Here is a 17247-nt window from a genome sequence, read left to right on the forward strand (position 1 = left end):
GGTGGCACCCGGGGGGTGCGAGCGCGTCTGCCGGCAGCCGCGCGGGGCCGCGCCCCGTCCGGTCGCCCCCTACCCGCGCCGACAGGGACCTTGATCCGACCTTCGCGCGCCGGCTCGTCGCCGGCGGTCCGGGAAGTAAGGAGGCACCTGGTGCGCCAGCGTTCGAGAACCGCCGCCTGCCTGTGCGACTTCGACTCCTCCGTCGCCGCGGTACGGGCGGTGAGCCGGTTTCTGCGGGGCCAGGACTTTCCCGCGCTCGGCGTCGGGCCCGGCTCCGCCTTCCTCGCCGATCTGGGCTCGCGCCTGCCCTCGCGCGCCCGGCGGCGGGCTTTCGTGCTCGCGGGCCATCTGGAGGGCGCACGCGTCTCCCGGGTACGCGGACTCGACAGCGAGGACCTGGCGGCGTGGACCGCCGAGCAGTACGGGCCCGGCCCGTACCCGGCCGTGTTCATCGGCGCGGGCAGCGGCGCGGCCGTCCACCTGGCCGCGGCGCTGCACGCACCCGTCCTGCCGCAGACGTACCTGGTGCCGGTACGGGCGCGCCTCGATCCCGACCAGCCGCGCACCGCGATGCGCGCGGGCCGTGCGCTCGGCCGGGAGATGGTCGAGGCCAACCCCGATCTCGCGCTGTGCCACATGCACGACCCCAGCCAGGACCGCGCCATGATCGTCCGCTTCGCGTACTTCCGGTTCAAGCGGCTGCGGCTCGGCCGGACGCTGGAGACGTTCCTGGCGCAGCGCCTCGCCCCCGGCGCGACGATCTTCCTCCTTGACTCGACCCTGACCTGGCCCACGACGGTGCTGGGCGAACGCCACCGGTTCCAGTTCGGCGCCCTGGGCGGCATGGGCCCGGACGAGTACCTCAACGGCAGCGAACGCATCGCCCAGCACCTCGCCGAGCAGGGCTCGGCCGTACGGCAGTGGGACGCCCCGCCGCCGGACGAGCCGTATCCGGAGGCGGAATGGGGCTACGACGACGCCCTGACCCCCGACATCACCGCCCTCGCCGCCCGGTGCGGCCACCCGGTCCGCCGGATCTCGTTCGGCGAGCCCGAGCACCTGAGCCCGCTGGTCGCCGGCTTCTACCGCTGGTGGTACGGGCGCCGCGACCTGCCCGCCGACCGGCTGCTCGTCGAGACGTACAACCAGTGGGAGCCGTACTGGGCGCTGCGCCTGGGCGCCGTTCCCTTCTGGCTGCAGTTCACGACCCGGCCCTCCTACCGCTGGCTCAACCACTACCTGCTGCACACCGAGCCGCCCTACCGGCGCATCGACGTCAACCTGTTCTCCAACGGGCTCCGCTCGGTCGGCCTCGTCCCGGTCGAGCAATGGCGCGGGATCGCGGCCCGGTTCGCCACCGAAACGGGTGGCACGATCGGCGTGGACGAGGAGGCGTTTCCCGAGGACATCGGCAGCACGCTGCGCTACCGGCCCGTGCTGGCCGCCCTGCCGCACCGCTACCCCATGCCGGCTCCGGCCACCGTCGAGGACCTCGACGCCTACCTCGCCGAGGCGCACGACAGCGACGCATGCCGGACGGTCCGCGTGGAGACGCTGAGCACGGCCACCGGGTGAGCCGGCGCGGAGGCACCGATGAACGACAGGCGGCCCGATCTCGACGCGCGGTGCGTGACCGCCTACCACGACGGCCCGCTCGGCGCGATGCGCAGCCGCGCCATCGGAGAAGCCCACCAAGGCATGCCCGAAGTGGTACTCGTCCAGGGGATGGCCGTGGCCGACTACCTGCTGCCCGGGCTGGCGGCGTTCGGCCGGTGGACCCGGGCCCACCTGGTGGAACTGCCGGGATTCGCGGGCAGCGACAACCCACCGCACGAGCTGGACGTGCCGGAGTTCGGCCGCTGTATCGCCGACTGGCTCTCCGCCCGGCATCTCGGGCGGGTCGTGCTCGCCGGCCACTCCAGCGGCACCCAGATCGCCGCCCGGGCGGCCCTCGGCCGCTCCGACGTGGCCGCCGTGGTCCTGGCCAGCCCCACCGTCGACCCGGCGGCTCGCGGCTGGGCACGACTGCTGGTGCGGTGGCAACTTGACTCCCGGCACGAGCCGCCGGGACTGGCGCGGTCACACCACCCGGAGTGGAAACGGGCAGGCGCCCGCCGGCTCCTGCACACCGCCCGGGTCCACCTGGACGACGCCCTGGAGGACTCGGTGGCCCGGCTCTCGGTGCCGCTGCTGGTCATCAGGGGAAAGGACGACCTGGTCGGTACGGGCCGCTGGGGCCGGCAACTGTGCGAGCTGGTGGCCGACGGGACGTACATCGAGGTAGCCGGAGCCCACAGCTTCCCGTGGCTCGACCCGGACGCCTGGTCCGAACCGGTCCGCCGACTGGCGTCGCGCGTCGCACGCGACGAACCCGGCGAAAGCATCGCGCGCGACGAACACGGCGAAAGCGTCGCGCGCGACGAACACGGCGAAAGGTAGACGAACGACGAACACGGCGAAAGATATCCGTCCACCCACCCGCTTCTACGGGAGGTCCGATGATCAACCACGAACAACTGGTGGCGGAGGTCGCCTCCCGGGCGCGCCTGGCCGGTAACGAGGACGGCGCCCGCGCGACGAGGGTCACGCTCGCCGCCGTGGCGCACCGGCTGGAAATGCCGCTGCGTCGACGCCTGCGGGAGGCGCTGCCCGGGCCGGAGCGGGACGCCGTGTATGCCATCGTGCCGCCCTCCGGGGGCGGGAGCACGGAGCTGACCGAGGAGATCGGCCGCACTCTGGAGACCACACCCGAGCGCGCCCGGTACCTGGCCCGGTGCGTGCTGTCCTGCCTCGCTCAGGCCGACGCCGGGCTCGGGCAGGAGGTGCGGGACGGCCTGCCCGCCGACTGCGCGGACCTGTTCTCGGAGCCGGAGCCGGAGCCGGAGCCGCATCCGGAGCGCGGGCACGTCGCCACGGACGCTCCCGCCCCGCTCACCCACGAGGAGCTGGAGGCGGAGCTACGCCGGCGCCCGCAGTGGAGCGGAGACCCGCACCATCTGGTCCGCACAGTGGCCCTGCCCGGCGACCGGATCGCGCCCCTGCTGAACCAGGTCGACGAGGACTCACGCGAACTCAACCACGACTACGACCACCGACGCAGCGATGCGGGAATCACCTTCCGCCTCCGCACCCGGTCGGTCAACGCCGTCACGGCCCTCGATCTCGCCCTGGCCGACCGTATCGATGACGCGGTCGTCGCCGTCGCATCCGGAGGCCGCCCCGGCTGATCAGGGAGACCCGGACTGATCAGGGATACCCGGACCTCTCCCGACCGACACCGCAATGCGGGCCGCTCCCGCACTCATCGCATAACGTGGGGTGTGCGTGACTGATAACCGACGGTATGGCGGGTCATTTCCGGTCCATTCCGGCGGAGGGACCACCTGTCAGAACCCATCCCGGGCACCGGAAACCGGAGCCCGCTTGACGGAGAAGTGCGCGAAACCATGGACAACGACAAGCGGAAAGACGCCTACCTGCAGCAGACCGGGCGCAAGGAACTGACGCTGAAGCAGCAACGCCGTCTCGCCAAGAAGGCGGGGCGGGGCCAGGACCAACCGCGCCCTGCCAAGTGAGCGGGGTGACAGGCAGCCTCTGATGGCCGGTGCTCGGGTACCCGGCGTTCGCGCTCCGATACCGGCGACTCCCGAAACGTCGGCCCCGGACGTTGGCCCCGTTGCGTCTCAGGGTCCGCTCAGGGAGTCCGGGCCCGGCGTGCGACGGCCACCGCCGCGCCCGCCACCACCGTCGCGGCGCCGAGTCGGCGCATCGCGGTGCGGCGCCGTCCGCCCCACCCGCCGTGGGCGGCCCCGGGACCGGGCGCCGGAACGTGCAGGTTGCCGTGGCCGGCCGGGGCGGGCTCCTCCCGCGACAGATGGGTCTTGTCGACGTGCCGGGCCATCGTCCGCTCCGCCAGCCCGGGCACGAATCTCGACTCCAGCACCATGGAACGACCCATCGTCCCGGCGACGACCTCCCGCCGGGGCACCCGCACGAGGTCCACGATGGTGCGGGCCACCCGCTCGGGGCTGTAGACCGGCGGCATGGGGACCGGCTTGCGACCGCTGTAGTTCGCGGCGTGTTCGAACAGCGGTGTGTCGATGCTGGCGGGCAGCACGGTACACACGTGGATGTGCTCCGCCCGCTCCAGCAGCAGTTCCTGGCGCAGGCTCGCGCTCAGGGCCCGGATGGCGTGCTTCGACATGCCGTAGGCGTGGGTGTACGGCTGACTGACCACACCGACGACGGACGAGACGTTCACCAGCGTGCCGCGCCCCTGCTCGCGCATCACCCGCAGCGCGGCCCGGGCACCGTGCACGTAACCCATGACGTTCACGTCCAGGACCTTGCGGATGTCCTCCAGGGGCACCTCCTGGAAGGCGCCGAACACGGTCACGGCCGCGCCGTTGATCCATACGTCGATGCGGCCGAACCGCTCCACCGCACGCTGCGCGAGGGCCTCGACCGCCTTGGCGTCCGTCACGTCGGTCGGTACGACCAGAGCCCGCGCGCCACGATGGCCCTCGCACTCCTTCCGGACCGCCTCCAACGCCTTCTCCCGCCGTGCGGCCAGGACCACCGCGCATCCCTTACGGGCGAACGCCACGGCGGTGGCCCGCCCGATGCCGCTCGACGCTCCGGTGATCACGACCACCGAACCGTGTACTCGCATGAGGATTCCTTCCTGCTACGAACCTGGTACGAAGCCCGAACCGCCGTTCCGCTCAGCGGAATATCTGGCATCCTGCCCGGTTACCGCCGGGTACGCGCGGCCGGCGAACGGCTTCGCCCGGGCGTTCCGTCCCCGGATCTGACGGGTTCCGCCGACCACCTCCGCTGACCGGTCCCACGTCCTGCCACCCACGTCCAGCGACCCGCCACCGACGTCCCACGTCCCACGTCCCGCGACCCGCGACCCGCGATCCGCGATCCGCGATCCACCGACGATCGGTATCACTGACCGTCCGGGACCGCCCGCCGCACCTCGAATCCGCCATGGCCGTCGAACCGCACCTCCAGAACGGTGTCGAACCCGTCCGCGAGGGAGGGCTTGCGCAGCCGCTTGAGCGTGGCGAAAACCCCGACGTCCGGCACGCGGTCCCGTCCCTCTCGTGCGGCGTTGCGCTGCAGGGAGCCTTCTACGTCCGGAGGGAACCAATAGGCCGTCGCAGTGGCCCGGTGGGCGTGGCTCAGCTCCACCAGGGGGCCCCACTCCTCCGGGGAGGCGTTCGTGTTGTCGACCGCGACCGCTCTTCCGACGGTCAGCGCCTCTTCGACCAGGCGCATCTGCCGTCGCTGCTTGTTGCGTGCGGCGCGCGGAAACAGGTCCTTGCTGATCAGCGCATACCGGCCGGAGAGGCACAGCTCGTAGAAGGTCGACTTCCCGGCCGCCTGCAACCCGACGAGCACGGCCACGTCAAGCCCGCTGTCCGGCGCCATCTGCGACTTCACCTCCTGCTGCCGGTCGCGTCATTTCTCCCTTTTCGCCCCCCTTTGCCCCATGTGATGTTAACGCGGCCTTCACCTGGCGGAGCTGGGGAGATTCGCCCGGAATTCCGGGCCGAAATGGATGATCGTCATCGACTTCACGTGGCCTTTCGGGAAGTGCGCGGGGTAATTCCCGGAGCTATTGCTCACCGGTCGCGCCAGGGGTTTTGGTATGTGCTATTCGGCGTTGCCGAGGAGGAATCTCCGAGGTGACCGAGCCCCTGTGGAGTGTGGTTGCGATGATCACTGACAACGATCGGCTGGAACTGGCGGAGGGTCCTGACCTCTCGGTAGGTCGCGGCGATGCCGTGTCACCGCACGCACTCCCGCGTGCCCCACACGAGCCGGCGGCCCGAGCGGTACAGACCGAAGCGATACTGCCCGTGAGCCTGCCGGCGACCGGATCGAAACGACTGCCGGACTGGTTCCGCTGCCCGCACGATCCCACGGCACTGCTGGCCGGTCGGCAATGGAACGCGGTCAAGCTCCCGCGCGAGGCCGCCGAGCGCGCACTGGCCGTACTCGGCGACGCCGCGGGGGCGGTCATCGCGGACCCTTATGGCGGCGCCATGTACTTCCTCGTATCCGCCGGCAGCCTGCCCGATTGGAACGTGCCCCGCACACGGGTCTGCGGCAGCGGCTCGTACGTGACCTGGCCCCCGGTGCACGCGGTGGCAGGCCCGGGCCTGCACTGGCGAGTTGCCCCCCGGCCCGGACGACTCTTCAGCGACCCGCGGGACCTGCGCGCCGCCGCTGTCGCCGCGCTGCCCGGGTGAGCGGGCGGGCACGAGGGGCGCGCCGTTCTCCCCACGCGGACGGTCGGTCCTCCCCACGCGGACGGTCGGTCACAGACCGTTGACCCGCGCCTGCCGTCCCGTCTCCGGCGCCCTCGCCGCCGTACGGGGACGCGCCGGCGTCCTGGGAGAGGGCCCCGAGTCCTGCAGCCGGATCTGTCCCAGCAGCCGCCGGGCACGCAGCGCCATCTCCAGCTCGAAGCGCGAGCGGGGATCACGCAGCTCCGGGCCGAAGAGCTTGGCTATCGTCCGCATGCGGTAGCGAACGGTCTGCGTGTGTACCTGGAGCATCTTGGCCGCTTCCGGGGCGCCGCCGCCCTCCAGCCACGCGAGCAGCGTCGTCTCGATGCGCTCGCTCTGCCGGGGAGTGAGCCCCTCCAGGGACCGCAGCCGTACGGCGGCCAACGTCCGCGTCAGCGCCTCGTCCTGCAACAGCAGGAGGGTGGCGAGGTGGTCCTCGACGTTGAGGACCCGGCCCGCGTACCGAGAAGTGGGGACCAGCGCGAGGAGGCTGCGGGCCCAGCGCAGGGAGTCGCCGATCTCGGAGCACCGTACGACAGGGCCCATGGCCGCGGTACGGCCGCGCAGCGCGGCGCGCACCAGGGCCCGGGCGTCCGGGCCGGGATCCGGTACGAGCAGCGCCGGCCCCTGCGGGCTGCTGCCGGTGAGGAACGGTCCGCCGTCCCCGTCCCAGTGGCATCCCTCCGGCTGTGCGCTCAGAGCCACTGCCTGGAAGGTGGTGGGCAACGGCCAGTGGCAGCGCCGGGCGAGGTCGGCGAGGGCCTCCTGAGGCATGCCTCCGGTGATCAGAGCGTCGAAGAGCTGCTGACGCCGCTGACGGACGGCCACGGGTGCGGACGCGTCGTCCGTGAGGGCGGGGTCCTCGTCCTGGTCCCGCACCGTTTGCTCCGTTTGCTCCGTTTGTCGCACCTGCGCGCGCACCGGTGCCTTCGCCGGGCCGCCGCGCGTTGTCGTCGACGCCGTCGTCGGCGCTGAACCGCCGGCCGCCACCACGTCGAGCGCCGAGAGCAGTCCCTGAACCATCTCCCGCCGTAGTTCCTGGCCCAGGGGGCCGTTCAAATGACCGGCCAGATCGGGGAATCCTTCCTGCAACGTATGGACCACGTCTGCCATGAGGGGCGGCAACTCGCCGCACCCGAAGCTCCGAGCGTCAAGGGCAGGCTCCGGACGGACGGTGTTCACAAGAGGGGTCATGGCTTACTTCCGCAGAGGGGGACGGAGGAGGCCCCGCCGGGGGCCGGGGCTTGGCTGACGGCACTGGACGGACCGGGAGGATCCGCCTTGGCCGGGAGGGACACGGAGCCGGGGCTGGACGCACCCGGCCGCGCAGCCCTTTGGGCGTCCTATCGCCGGGCGTCGGACGTCGACCTGAAACCCGAGCCGCTGGACGGCCTTGCGGGACTGGACGGCCTTGGCGGACTGGACAGTCTTGGGGGAGAGGGCAGTCTTGGGGGAGAGGGTGAGGAAGGCGGCCGGGCAGCGGTGGGCGTGGGCGTAGGGCGACAACGCTGCTGCCCCACGCGCCCAGGTGGCCTCGTGCGAGCGGCGAGGGTGAGCCTGAGAGCGCTGGGCGGACGGGTTCGGCCGACATCGAAGGATTCGAAGTCGGCCGTGCCGGGTAGGGCAGTTGGAGATTGATCCGGCAGTCCCGACCTGCCGACTCCTCGACACGCCGATGCGCTTCCAGGCGTGTTCGGAGACCCGCACGGTTCCCTCGCCGGACTGGGGAACACAGGGCGCCACCTCCCGAGGGGAACCGGCAAGGCTTCCGAGCCGAATCGGCTTGAGCGGGCCGGTGCGATGCCACACACATCTCGCATTCACTTATGCAACCCACGCCACACCGAAGCCGTCAACGAGCGGGCGCAACATCTCGCCGAACGCGAGTCCCGCTGCGAGAAGTTTCAACTCGGCTTGGGACGGGCATACCCTGACGCTCCCTAAAACCCGCCGGTCAGAGGACTGAGAGGGGGCAGGCGGCCCATGGGTCAGGCAGGCCGACGCATGTGATCTTTGCGTTCAGTTAACACGGTATCGACACCGGGTCTCTTCCACGACTGTCCGTACGGGTGCGGCGCGAGCGTGAAGTGGGCAGCGAACATGGGTCGTTGGGCCGAGAGGCCGACCTCCCGGCCGACGCGGGGCGTGGTCGATCCACGCGTCGGACACATCGGCCCCTTGACGCCAACTGCCGGTCGTTCGCGTCAAAAAGCCCCGCCTGAACGTGCAAATCGGCCTCCGAGGCGGGCGGGACGGTGGCCTGGGGGTGGAGCGGCGGGCCGGTGCCGGGCTGACGAACCGATAGATCCGACAGATCCGAGAGTTGTCCTGGTCGACTCATCCCCGCCTGACGAGCGCCAACGCGCACGTGGGTGGGCGCCTTTGCCTCCTGCCCTGACTCTCCTCCCCGTGGCGTGGCCGGTCTCAAGAAGCGTGGAGCGCGCGGAGAGTGAGAGCCAGGCTGTCGGCCGTGGCGCGGGTGTCCGAGTGGTTCTCGCCCAGCACGCGCCTGCGATGCCGCAGAGTGTCCTCGTCCAGCGCCCGCTCGCGTCGCCGCAGGGTGTCCTTGTTCAGGGACTTGGCCGCCCGAGGCTTCCCCAACTGGTGCGGCGCCGCGCCGAGGTTGCCGGCCACGCTCAGCGTGCGGGGATGGCCCTCGCCCCGCGCTTGGACGCTTGCTGCTCTGGAGTCACTGCGCTGGCTGCGTGATTCTAGAAGGCGAAGTCGCCTCAAATGAGGGGCGGGTGCCGGTGCGGGTGCCGGTGTGGGTTCGGGTGCGGGCTGCGGCTCGTCCGGTGTCGCCGGCCTGCTGCCAACGGCTCAGGTGATCTCGTAGCGAAGCTCCTCGAGGAACTCCCGGAACGAAACCCGGAAGACCCGGAACGACACCCGGCAATCCCCGTGCCCCCACAGAAGATTAGTTGACCCTTTCATTTTTGAATTGGTAATGACTGGCTGGACAAGAGGCGCCCGGCATCGTGTGCACATAATGGAATAAGGGGTGAAAACGGGCCCTGCGTGCGTCGGTCGCGCGCAGGTGAGGAGGCGAACCCATGACGACAGCGGAGCATGTTTCCGAGGCAGAAATAGGTTACTTGTCGCATGTGGAGAGGGCTGCGGAACGCTACGCGAAGCGGACCGCCGCGCGGGAAGCCGCCCGAACTGTACTCGAGCAGCGCGGAGTGCTCTACGCGGACGATCCGGAGCGGGTGAGCAAGCGACTGGCACGACTCGGCGTCGACTGGTCATTGGCCCGAGCGATCGAGCAGATGCCGACGGAACCCTTCACCACGGCAGGCAGCACGCTGCCGATGCCCCCGGAGAGTTTCGGCAGTGAGGTATTGGGGCTCGAACGCCTCATAGGGCGCAACAACCTGACACCGGTGGCGTTCCTGGAGGAAGGCCACCTGGTTTCCCGCTCGGTCGGTCGGGTCACCATCGATGGACCCGGAGGCGGCCACGGCACCGGTTTCATGGTGTCCCCTTCTCTCCTGCTCACCAACAACCACGTGCTGCGCAGCGCGGAGGTGGCGAGCCGGAGCATCGTCGCCTTCAGATTCCAGGCGGGAATCAATGGCTTTCCGCTCGTTCCGGTGGCCTTCCGGCTGGAGCCACAGAGATTTTTCGTGACCCATCGGGATCTGGATTTCAGTCTGGTCGCCGTGGCTGAGCGCAACCCGCAGGGCGAGGCGCTTTCCGAGTTCGGCTGGCTGCCCCTCAGCGGAGCGCAGGGCAAGGTGATTCTGGGGGAATTCGTCAACATCATCCAGCATCCGAAGGGCGAGCCCAAGCAGCTCGCGCTGCGCGAGAACCAGGTCGTGGACGTGCTGGATCGGTTCCTGCACTACGAGTCGGACACCGATCAAGGTTCGTCGGGTTCCCCGGTCTTCAACGATCAGTGGGAGGTCGTCGCGCTGCACCACTCGGGCGTGCCGAAGACCGACGCCGAAGATCGTCCCTTGAGCATCGACGGAACGCCGTGGACTCCGGACATGGGCGAGGATCGGCTGGCCTGGAGAGCCAATGAGGGAGTGCGGATCAGTCGTGTTCTGCAGGCGCTGCGTGAGGTAGCGCTGTCCGGCGAGGCCGCCCGGCTGCGGGATGAGGTGTTCACGGCCCCGGCCGCTGCCCCGCTTCCGGTGGAGGGCTCACCGCAAGCACTGCAAGCACCGCCGTCGGCGTCGCAAGGGCCCGAGCCCTCGCCCGCGCCCTCGCACAACGGCTCGTCCCCGGACGGGGCCGGAGCCTTCGTGTCCGACGGAGCCGTGCGCGTTACGGTCCCGCTGCGGATCACCGTCGCCGTGGACATGCCCGCGTCCCAGGAACCCGCCCCACCGCCGGCGGGCCAGGCCGGCACCCAGACGCCCCCGCCCCACGCGGACGGGATGGTCGTCGCTCCGCACCGGCTCCCCGTGGCAGGGCAGCCAGACGGCAGCTTCGCCGCCGAAAAGGACCTGAACGCGGCTCTGGTCAACCTCCGGCTAGGGCGGGAGAGGCCCTATTACGACCGGACCGCCGACCTCGCCGCCCAACAGAGTTACTACGCGGGGATCACAGGAATCGGTGCCGGTGACGGCGACGGGCTTCGCCGGGCGCTGACCGCCCTGCTGGAAGCGACCCACTCGCCCAGGCCCGCCTACAAGCCGATGCGGATGGTCTACCCGTGGGTCGACCTCCACAAGGACGGTCAACTCCGCAGCATCTACTCCGGTAAGACGTTCAGTGCCGAGGAGCTCATACGCGCCGATGCCGCCGTCGAGGCCGCACGCCTGTCCCGCATGCAGGAACTCCTCCTGCGGGAGGGCACATCGGGGCCGGCCGAGTTCGCAGCGGAATTCGATGCCCTTGAGGCGTCGATGCCCTTCAACTGCGAACACGTCGTCCCACAGTCCTGGTTCACCGCGAAGGAGCCCATGCGAGGTGACCTGCACCATCTGTTCGCATGCGAGGTGGGCTGCAACAGTTTCCGCAGCAACTTTCCCTACTTCGACTTCCCCGGATTCGAGGAAGCGGTCCGCGATGAATGTGGAATGCGCGAGGACGTGGGGTTCGAGCCGGAGGAGGGCAAGGGAACGGTCGCCAGAGCCACGATGTACTTCCTGCTGCGCTACCCGGGACTCGTAGGCGACAGCGAAAAGGAGTTCCCCAAGGAGCGGTTGCCCCTCCTCCTTTCCTGGCACAGAGCGGAGCCGGTGACCGAGTACGAGTTGCACCGCAACGCTGCCATCGCGGAGATACAGGGAAATCGCAACCCCCTGATAGACCACCCGGAATGGGCTCAGGAGATCGACTTCTCCGGCGTGTGGACCTGATCGGGATACGCCAGCCGTACCTCACTTCGCGCCGTACCTCACTTCGCGTCGCGGCCGGCCGCTTCAGTGCAGGTGCCGTTGCCAGTCCGTGGGGACCTTGCCCAGGGGACCGGGAGTCGGTTGCGCGGCCGGGTGCGAGGTGGGCGGCGGCAGTTGAGGCCCCTCGTAGTACGTTCCGGTCTCGACGTTCCAGAACCAGCTCTCTCCAGGTTCGAAGCTGGTCAGGACGGGGTGCCCCGCTTCGCGGGCGTGCTTGGTTCCGTGCTGGGAGGGTGAGGAGTCGCAGCATCCGATGTGCCCGCAGGCGGCGCAACGCCGCAGGTGGAACCACCATCCTGGCCCGTCACCCGCCAAGCACTCCACACATCCGCTCCCGCTGGGCCGTGCGGTGGGATCGATGCCGGGGATGTGGTCGGAGTCGGACCTGCCATCGGGCATGGGCTCGTTCATCTCTGCTTCATCTATGCGGCCTGTTCATCTCTGTGGTCTCTGTGGGAGAACGGACGACTGCTGCCCCGGGCCCTGTCAGGGGCGGGGCAGCAGATTGGCGCCGAGAGGAAGGTAATTACATTCCGCTCGGCGAGGGGACGCGGAGCCGGTTCCAAGACGTCGGCCCCGGCATGCCGTCGGCGTCCGCTCCGTGGTAGCCCAGTTTGCGCTGCCACATGGCGTAGGATTGCCGGTGTTCGTCATTCCACGAAGGGTCGATACCCTCGGTGTTGCCGCTGTAGCTGGAACATCCTTCTTCGATCAGGCGATACCCCATTTCGCCGATGATGGGGCTGGTCGGCCAGCTCTCGAACCAAGCCTTACCAGGGAACGGCACGCAACCTGGGGGCGGCTGAGAAGGCCCCGGAGGTTCCGGCTGGTCCGTCTGCGAGACGAGAATCCGCTGTCCGACCTTGATTACGTTCGCGTCCGCGATGTGGTTCCAGACCTGAAGCTGTTTCACGCTGGTGTGGTAGTGCGCCGCGATGGCGGACAGTGTGTCGCCCGGCTTCACTGTGTAGTACGTTTCCTGCGTCGCCTTGTGTTGTGTACTCATACGTTTACACTAGAACGCTCACCCGGCGCCCGCATCTTCTCCGAAGCCGAGAAGCTGTAAGGGAGTTGCTGAATCTGCTGGGCGTATTTTACTGCCATTCAAGCAACTGTGCGGGCCGGGGGAAGCGCGACGTGAGTGAACGCGACGTGAGTGAACCGGAGGGGGCGCCCGGGCGATCGGGCGACCGTCAGGCGTACTGATGGCGGGCGCCGGCGCCCGGCCTACCGACCGTTGCCCCCAGCATTCCCCGCGTATCTTTACCTGCCCCGGAGTGCTCGCCCTTTTCGATCAAAGACCCACTGCCGAGGGAGTGGCGCGATGGCGCGGGGAATTGCCGGTTTCTGCGACTTCGCTTCACGTGGCGAGCCGGCCGTCGAGGTCAGATGGTAAAGGGGCGTTGGCGGGTGAAGGAGGTGTCGGAGGTGCCGGCCTGGAACAGGTTCGGGGTCTGGTCCGGGGGCATCTTCTTGAGGATCTCGCGGTGGAACTTGCGGTAGCTGCCTTTGAAGGAGCCGAGGTTCCAGATGTCGAGGAAGGTGCCGGTGAACAGCCCGTTGACGAGGCCGTCGGCGGAGGTCTGATTGTCCTGGCAGCCGGAGATGAGCAGGACACTGGCATCGATCTGGGCCAGGTCCTTGGCTGTGTGCGTCTTCTGGATCTCGTCGTAGACGGTGCGGTCCCGCTTGTAGGCCTTGCTCTGGACGGGCAACGGCATAACCCGGATCTTCTTCTCGACCTCCTCCGGATTATCGGTGTTGAACCGCTTGCCGAGCTCATTCGGGCTGAGGATCTGGGGGAGATCCTTGGCCACGCTGCCGCTGTGACAGCTATCGGACAGCATCCAGATGCGGACGCCCTTGGCGAACTTGCCGAAGAGCGCGTACAACTCGTCGTCGACCAATTGCCGGTCGTAGAGCACCCATGTCTCATCGAGGCGGTCGCCGGTCTCGTCGTGGTTGAGGTCGGGCACCTGGCCGCCGTGGCCGGAATAGGTGAGGAAGAGGATGTCGCCGCTGACCAGTTGCTCGGCGGCGGCGTTCATCGCGGAGGTGACCGCGTCGGCCGTGGCGGCTGTGGTGAGCAGCGGATCGATCACGGTGAATTGGGCCTGCTCGGCGAGCTGGGCCATGTCGTTGGCGTCCTGTTCGCAGGCGTTGAGGTCGCCGCTCCAGCCGTCGTATTTGGACGGGTCGACCTGATTGAGTCCGATGTGGATCGAGAGGCCGGTTGCCATGGTGTCTCCTAGGTGCGTGTGGGGGGTCGGTATGCGGCATGGTGACGCTGGAAACGAGCCCAGGCCGCATTCGTATCCCTTCATTCCGTCGGTGAGGCGTGCCGGGCGATGACGCGACCCCAGCCTCGGGGTGATGATGACGGGACTCCGCCGTCTCCTGACTGTTCGGCAGGCCGAAACGCTCGTATGGAGCAAGAGCTCGTGATGCATGGGGGGCAGAGCCGGAGGTGGAGGTGGCACGGGGCCGTGGAGACGGTGGGAAGAACCTGAGCACGCAGGAGGCACCCGTGACCTCGAAGCGAAACGTTCCGTTTCTCGCTTCTCACGATCTGCTCAAGTGGAATTGGGCTATTTATTCTCAAAATCTCAACGAGATGGAAGGTGACGGAGTAGAGGGAGACCGGAATAAGGAAAGGGACAGGGGTACGGACAGGGGCGGGTGTGAGGCGTGAGCGTTGTGTGGGGGGCGGGCGGCTGATGGCCGGTTTCCTTCGCCGGGCATCGGGAACCCGATCGGTGAACGGCCGTGCAGCGGCAAGTCATGCCTGGCGTGCGTGCGCGTCGGGAGCCAGGACGGAGGTTCGCTCATGTTGAAGGCGATCGCAGATGTTCTCCGGGCTATCGGCGGAGCCATTGCCACCGTCGTCACTCTTCCGTTCCGGGCGGTCGCCCGGCTCTTCGGTGGTGCCTCGGACACCGCCCACGGACGCCACTGAGACGATTGAAATCGTTGAGACCACTGAGACCACAGAGATCACTGAGAGGGGCATAGGCGCATTCCGGCCGACGAGGGGCGGGCGACGACGTCACGAATGTCGCCAGGTCGCCCGCCCTCGCGCCCACAGCCGCGGTTGTCAGGCCACGGCGGGTGCGGGCTCGGGTGCCGGTCGTGTCAGGCGGCCTGCCCGGTGCAGGCCGTAGAGGGCGCCGGAGCAGGCGAGGCCGAGTGCGAGCAGGGCGAGCCAGGGCACCGCGGACATGCCGGCCTTGCGGGCCGCGTCGAGGGCCGCGCCGGTGAGCAGGTTGCCCAGCGTGATGCCGATGCCGCAGATGGTGTTGTAGAGGCCATAGTGCGTGGCGACGAGACGGTCACCGGAGAGCTGGACGATGGTTTCCATCTCGAAGGGGTACGCGATCATCGTGCCGAGGGCCAGCAACAGCGCGGCCAGCGTCGGCGGCACGGCGGCGAGCAGCCACCGGCCGACGCCGTCCTCGGGCACCGGCAGCGCCGAGGCGGCGAGCAGCGGCGCGAACGCGGCACCCATGACCAGCAACCCCAGGACGAGCGCCCGCCCGGGCGCGAGCCGTTCCTTGCACCAGGCGGTCACCTTGGTCTGGCCGACGATCGTGGTGAGTCCGGAGGCCGCGAACAGCAGGGCCACGGCGACGGTGCCGAACTCGCCCTCGCCGCCCAGTCGCCGCACCTCCAGCGGCAGCGCCAGATAGACCTGGAACGTCAGGACGTAGGAGCCGATCATGGCCGTGGCGAAGAGCAGGAACGCCCGGTTGGTCACGACGGTCCGCCACTGGGACAGGAAGCCCTCCCGCTCCCCGGCGCCGCCTCCGGTGGCGTCGTTCGCCCTGCGCGCCGGAAGCGCCCGGATCTGCACGATGCTCAGCACGACGAAGATCCCCGCCGACACCAGGCAGGTGACCCGGAAGTCGAGGCCGGTCAGCAGCATTCCCGCCAGCGGGCCGAGAAGTATGCCCGCCTGGTAGAAGACGTTGAAGAGCGCGAATGCCTCGACGCGGCGCTCCCCGGCGTCGGCCGCCAGGTAGGCGCGTACGGCGGGGTTGAAGAGCGCGCCCGCGAAGCCGGTCGCCGCGGAGGCGGCGATCAGTGCCGGGACGGAGTCGACCAGCCCGAGCGTGGCGAAGCCGACGGTTCGCAGCACGCAGCCGGCGACGATCAGCGGCTTGTAGCCGAACCGGTCGGCGAGGGTGCCGCCGATGAGGAACATGCCCTGCTGGCTGAAGTTCCGTACGCCCAGGACGAGTCCGACCAGCCAGCCGGCCAGGCCGAGCGTTCCGGACAGGTGTTGGGCCAGGTACGGCATCAGCATGTAGAAGCCGAGGTTGATGGTGAACTGGTTCACCAGAAGGAGCTGGACGCTGCGGTCGTAGGAGCGGACCTGCGCGAGAGTCGTCTTCATCGTGCCGCCTCACCTTCGGGGCCGGTCGTCTCCGCTATCAGGGAGAGCGGGTCGGTGGTGTCTGTGCAGCGGCTCCAGCGGGTGACTTCCTTCTCGTCGGGGCGGCCCACCAGCTCCGGCTCGGGAGCTGGTTCGACGCCCAGCAGTCCGTGTTCGGCGCAGTACACGTCGTCGTAGACGGTCTCCAGATAGCGCTGGGGTCCGTCGGGGAAGACCGCGACCATGCGGGTGTCGCGCGGGAGCGTACGTGCGAGCCAGCCCGCCACCAGCGCGACGGCGCCGACGCTCCAGCCGCCGGTCGCGTAGTGCGAGGCGGCCAACTGCCGGCAGGCCCAGACGGATTCGCCAGGGGCGACCCAGTGCACCTCGCTGAAGTTCTGGTACGCGACATTGCGGGGGTAGATGCTGGAGCCGAGGCCGCGCATGAGCCGCGGGCGCGCGGGTTGGCCGAAGATGGTCGATCCGACGGTGTCCACGCCGACCAGCCGCAGGTCGGGGTAGAGCTGGCGCAGCACACGGGAGATGCCCGCCGAGTGGCCGCCGGTGCCGACGCTGCAGACGAGCACGTCGATATGGCCCATCTGGGCGGCGAGTTCGAGGGCCAGGGGTGTGTAGGCGGCCACGTTGTCGGGGTTGCTGTACTGGTCGGGGCACCAGGCCCCGGGGAGTGCGGCCAGCAGTTCGGCGACGCGGTCGCGGCGCGCCTGCTGCCAGCCACCGGTCGGATGGGGCTCGGTGACGATGTCGACGGTCGCGCCGTACGCGGCGAGGAGTCGCGTCATGGACCCTTCCAGCCCCGGGTCGGTGACGAGGGTGACGGGGTGGCCGTGGACCATGCCGGCAAGGGCGAGGCCCAGGCCGAGCGTGCCGCTGGTCGATTCGACGATCGGGCATCCCGGCAGCAACTCGCCGCGCGCGCGGGCCCGTTCGACCATGTGCAGGCCGGGGCGGTCCTTGATGCCGCCGGGGTTGAAGCCCTCCAACTTGGCCCAGAAGCCACGGTCGGGTGGGGTGAAGGGCCGGGAGACCCGCAGCAGCGGGGTGTTGCCGACGAGCCCGGAAAGGGAAGAGCCGGCGGGGGTGAAGTCACTCGTGGTCGGAGAGTGCATGGTTTTCGCTCTCGTTCGGTGACGGGCAGGGGGCGGGCGCTCGTTCCGCGGGCGTGCCCTGAGCGGGCCCGGCGCGCGGTGCGTCGGCGGCG

General features: G+C 69.3%; 16 protein-coding genes. 7 read left to right on the forward strand and 9 right to left on the reverse strand.

Annotated features, from left to right (window positions below; genetic code table 11):
* Positions 1-150 precede the first annotated feature (150 nt).
* From ACZ45Z_RS24510 to ACZ45Z_RS24525, 4 genes are all read left to right on the forward strand, one after another.
* Positions 151-1575 (forward strand): hypothetical protein, encoded by a 1425-nt coding sequence (locus ACZ45Z_RS24510; protein WP_468366172.1) that lies wholly within the window; start codon positions 151-153, stop codon positions 1573-1575.
* A gap of 18 nt (positions 1576-1593) precedes the next feature.
* A complete protein-coding gene (locus ACZ45Z_RS24515) occupies positions 1594-2439 on the forward strand; it encodes an alpha/beta fold hydrolase (RefSeq protein WP_468366174.1) in 846 nt (281 codons plus the stop codon).
* 59 nt (positions 2440-2498) lie between these two features.
* Positions 2499-3227, forward strand: coding sequence for a DUF2267 domain-containing protein (locus ACZ45Z_RS24520; RefSeq protein WP_468366177.1), 729 nt, complete (start codon positions 2499-2501; stop codon positions 3225-3227).
* Between the two features lie 219 nt (positions 3228-3446).
* Positions 3447-3575, forward strand: a complete 129-nt coding sequence (locus ACZ45Z_RS24525) for a hypothetical protein (protein ID WP_468366180.1) — start codon at positions 3447-3449, stop codon at positions 3573-3575.
* Between the two features lie 119 nt (positions 3576-3694).
* Here the strand turns inward: ACZ45Z_RS24525 and ACZ45Z_RS24530 are convergent, their stop codons facing one another.
* Together ACZ45Z_RS24530 and ACZ45Z_RS24535 are read right to left on the reverse strand one after the other, a co-directional pair.
* The gene (locus ACZ45Z_RS24530; protein ID WP_468366183.1) at positions 3695-4672 is read right to left on the reverse strand and encodes an SDR family oxidoreductase; all 978 of its coding nucleotides are present in this window, start codon (positions 4670-4672) and stop codon (positions 3695-3697) included.
* Positions 4673-4953: 281 nt separating this feature from the next.
* The gene (locus ACZ45Z_RS24535) at positions 4954-5451 is read right to left on the reverse strand and encodes an AAA family ATPase (protein WP_468366186.1); all 498 of its coding nucleotides are present in this window, start codon (positions 5449-5451) and stop codon (positions 4954-4956) included.
* A gap of 419 nt (positions 5452-5870) precedes the next feature.
* On the opposite strand from ACZ45Z_RS24535, the gene ACZ45Z_RS24540 reads away from it, so the two are divergent.
* The gene (locus ACZ45Z_RS24540) at positions 5871-6263 is read left to right on the forward strand and encodes a hypothetical protein (protein ID WP_468366189.1); all 393 of its coding nucleotides are present in this window, start codon (positions 5871-5873) and stop codon (positions 6261-6263) included.
* Between the two features lie 69 nt (positions 6264-6332).
* Here ACZ45Z_RS24540 and ACZ45Z_RS24545 read toward each other — a convergent pair whose 3' ends face one another.
* Together ACZ45Z_RS24545 and ACZ45Z_RS24550 are read right to left on the reverse strand one after the other, a co-directional pair.
* Entirely contained in the window at positions 6333-7181 is an 849-nt protein-coding gene (locus ACZ45Z_RS24545; protein WP_468366192.1) for a PucR family transcriptional regulator, read from the reverse strand.
* A gap of 1545 nt (positions 7182-8726) precedes the next feature.
* Positions 8727-8936: a hypothetical protein gene (locus ACZ45Z_RS24550; protein WP_468366195.1), complete on the reverse strand. Its 210-nt coding sequence runs from the start codon at positions 8934-8936 to the stop codon at positions 8727-8729.
* A gap of 419 nt (positions 8937-9355) precedes the next feature.
* Between ACZ45Z_RS24550 and ACZ45Z_RS24555 the strand changes: the two genes are divergently transcribed.
* Complete coding sequence (locus tag ACZ45Z_RS24555; protein WP_468366197.1) at positions 9356-11614, forward strand: endonuclease; 2259 nt, start codon at positions 9356-9358, stop codon at positions 11612-11614.
* 63 nt (positions 11615-11677) lie between these two features.
* Here the strand turns inward: ACZ45Z_RS24555 and ACZ45Z_RS24560 are convergent, their stop codons facing one another.
* From ACZ45Z_RS24560 to ACZ45Z_RS24570, 3 genes are all read right to left on the reverse strand, one after another.
* Entirely contained in the window at positions 11678-12064 is a 387-nt protein-coding gene (locus ACZ45Z_RS24560; RefSeq protein ID WP_468366199.1) for a UBP-type zinc finger domain-containing protein, read from the reverse strand.
* A 115-nt stretch (positions 12065-12179) separates the two neighbouring features.
* On the reverse strand, positions 12180-12659 hold the full coding sequence (locus ACZ45Z_RS24565) for a peptidoglycan-binding protein (protein WP_468366202.1): 480 nt from the start codon (positions 12657-12659) through the stop codon (positions 12180-12182).
* A 379-nt stretch (positions 12660-13038) separates the two neighbouring features.
* Positions 13039-13893 carry a caspase family protein gene (locus tag ACZ45Z_RS24570; protein WP_468366205.1) on the reverse strand — a complete coding sequence of 285 codons (855 nt, stop codon included), beginning with the start codon at positions 13891-13893 and terminating at the stop codon, positions 13039-13041.
* Between the two features lie 587 nt (positions 13894-14480).
* Here ACZ45Z_RS24570 and ACZ45Z_RS24575 point away from each other — a divergent pair.
* Entirely contained in the window at positions 14481-14609 is a 129-nt protein-coding gene (locus ACZ45Z_RS24575; protein WP_262928305.1) for an LPFR motif small protein, read from the forward strand.
* Positions 14610-14747: 138 nt separating this feature from the next.
* On the opposite strand, the gene ACZ45Z_RS24580 is transcribed toward ACZ45Z_RS24575, so the two are convergent.
* A complete protein-coding gene (locus tag ACZ45Z_RS24580; RefSeq protein ID WP_468366209.1) occupies positions 14748-16046 on the reverse strand; it encodes an MDR family MFS transporter in 1299 nt (432 codons plus the stop codon).
* Positions 16043-17155, reverse strand: a complete 1113-nt coding sequence (locus ACZ45Z_RS24585; protein ID WP_468366212.1) for a PLP-dependent cysteine synthase family protein — start codon at positions 17153-17155, stop codon at positions 16043-16045. Before ACZ45Z_RS24585 ends, ACZ45Z_RS24580 begins: the two co-directional genes overlap by 4 nt.
* Positions 17156-17247 lie beyond the last annotated feature (92 nt).

This window comes from Streptomyces sp. NPDC031210 (assembly GCF_055570395.1).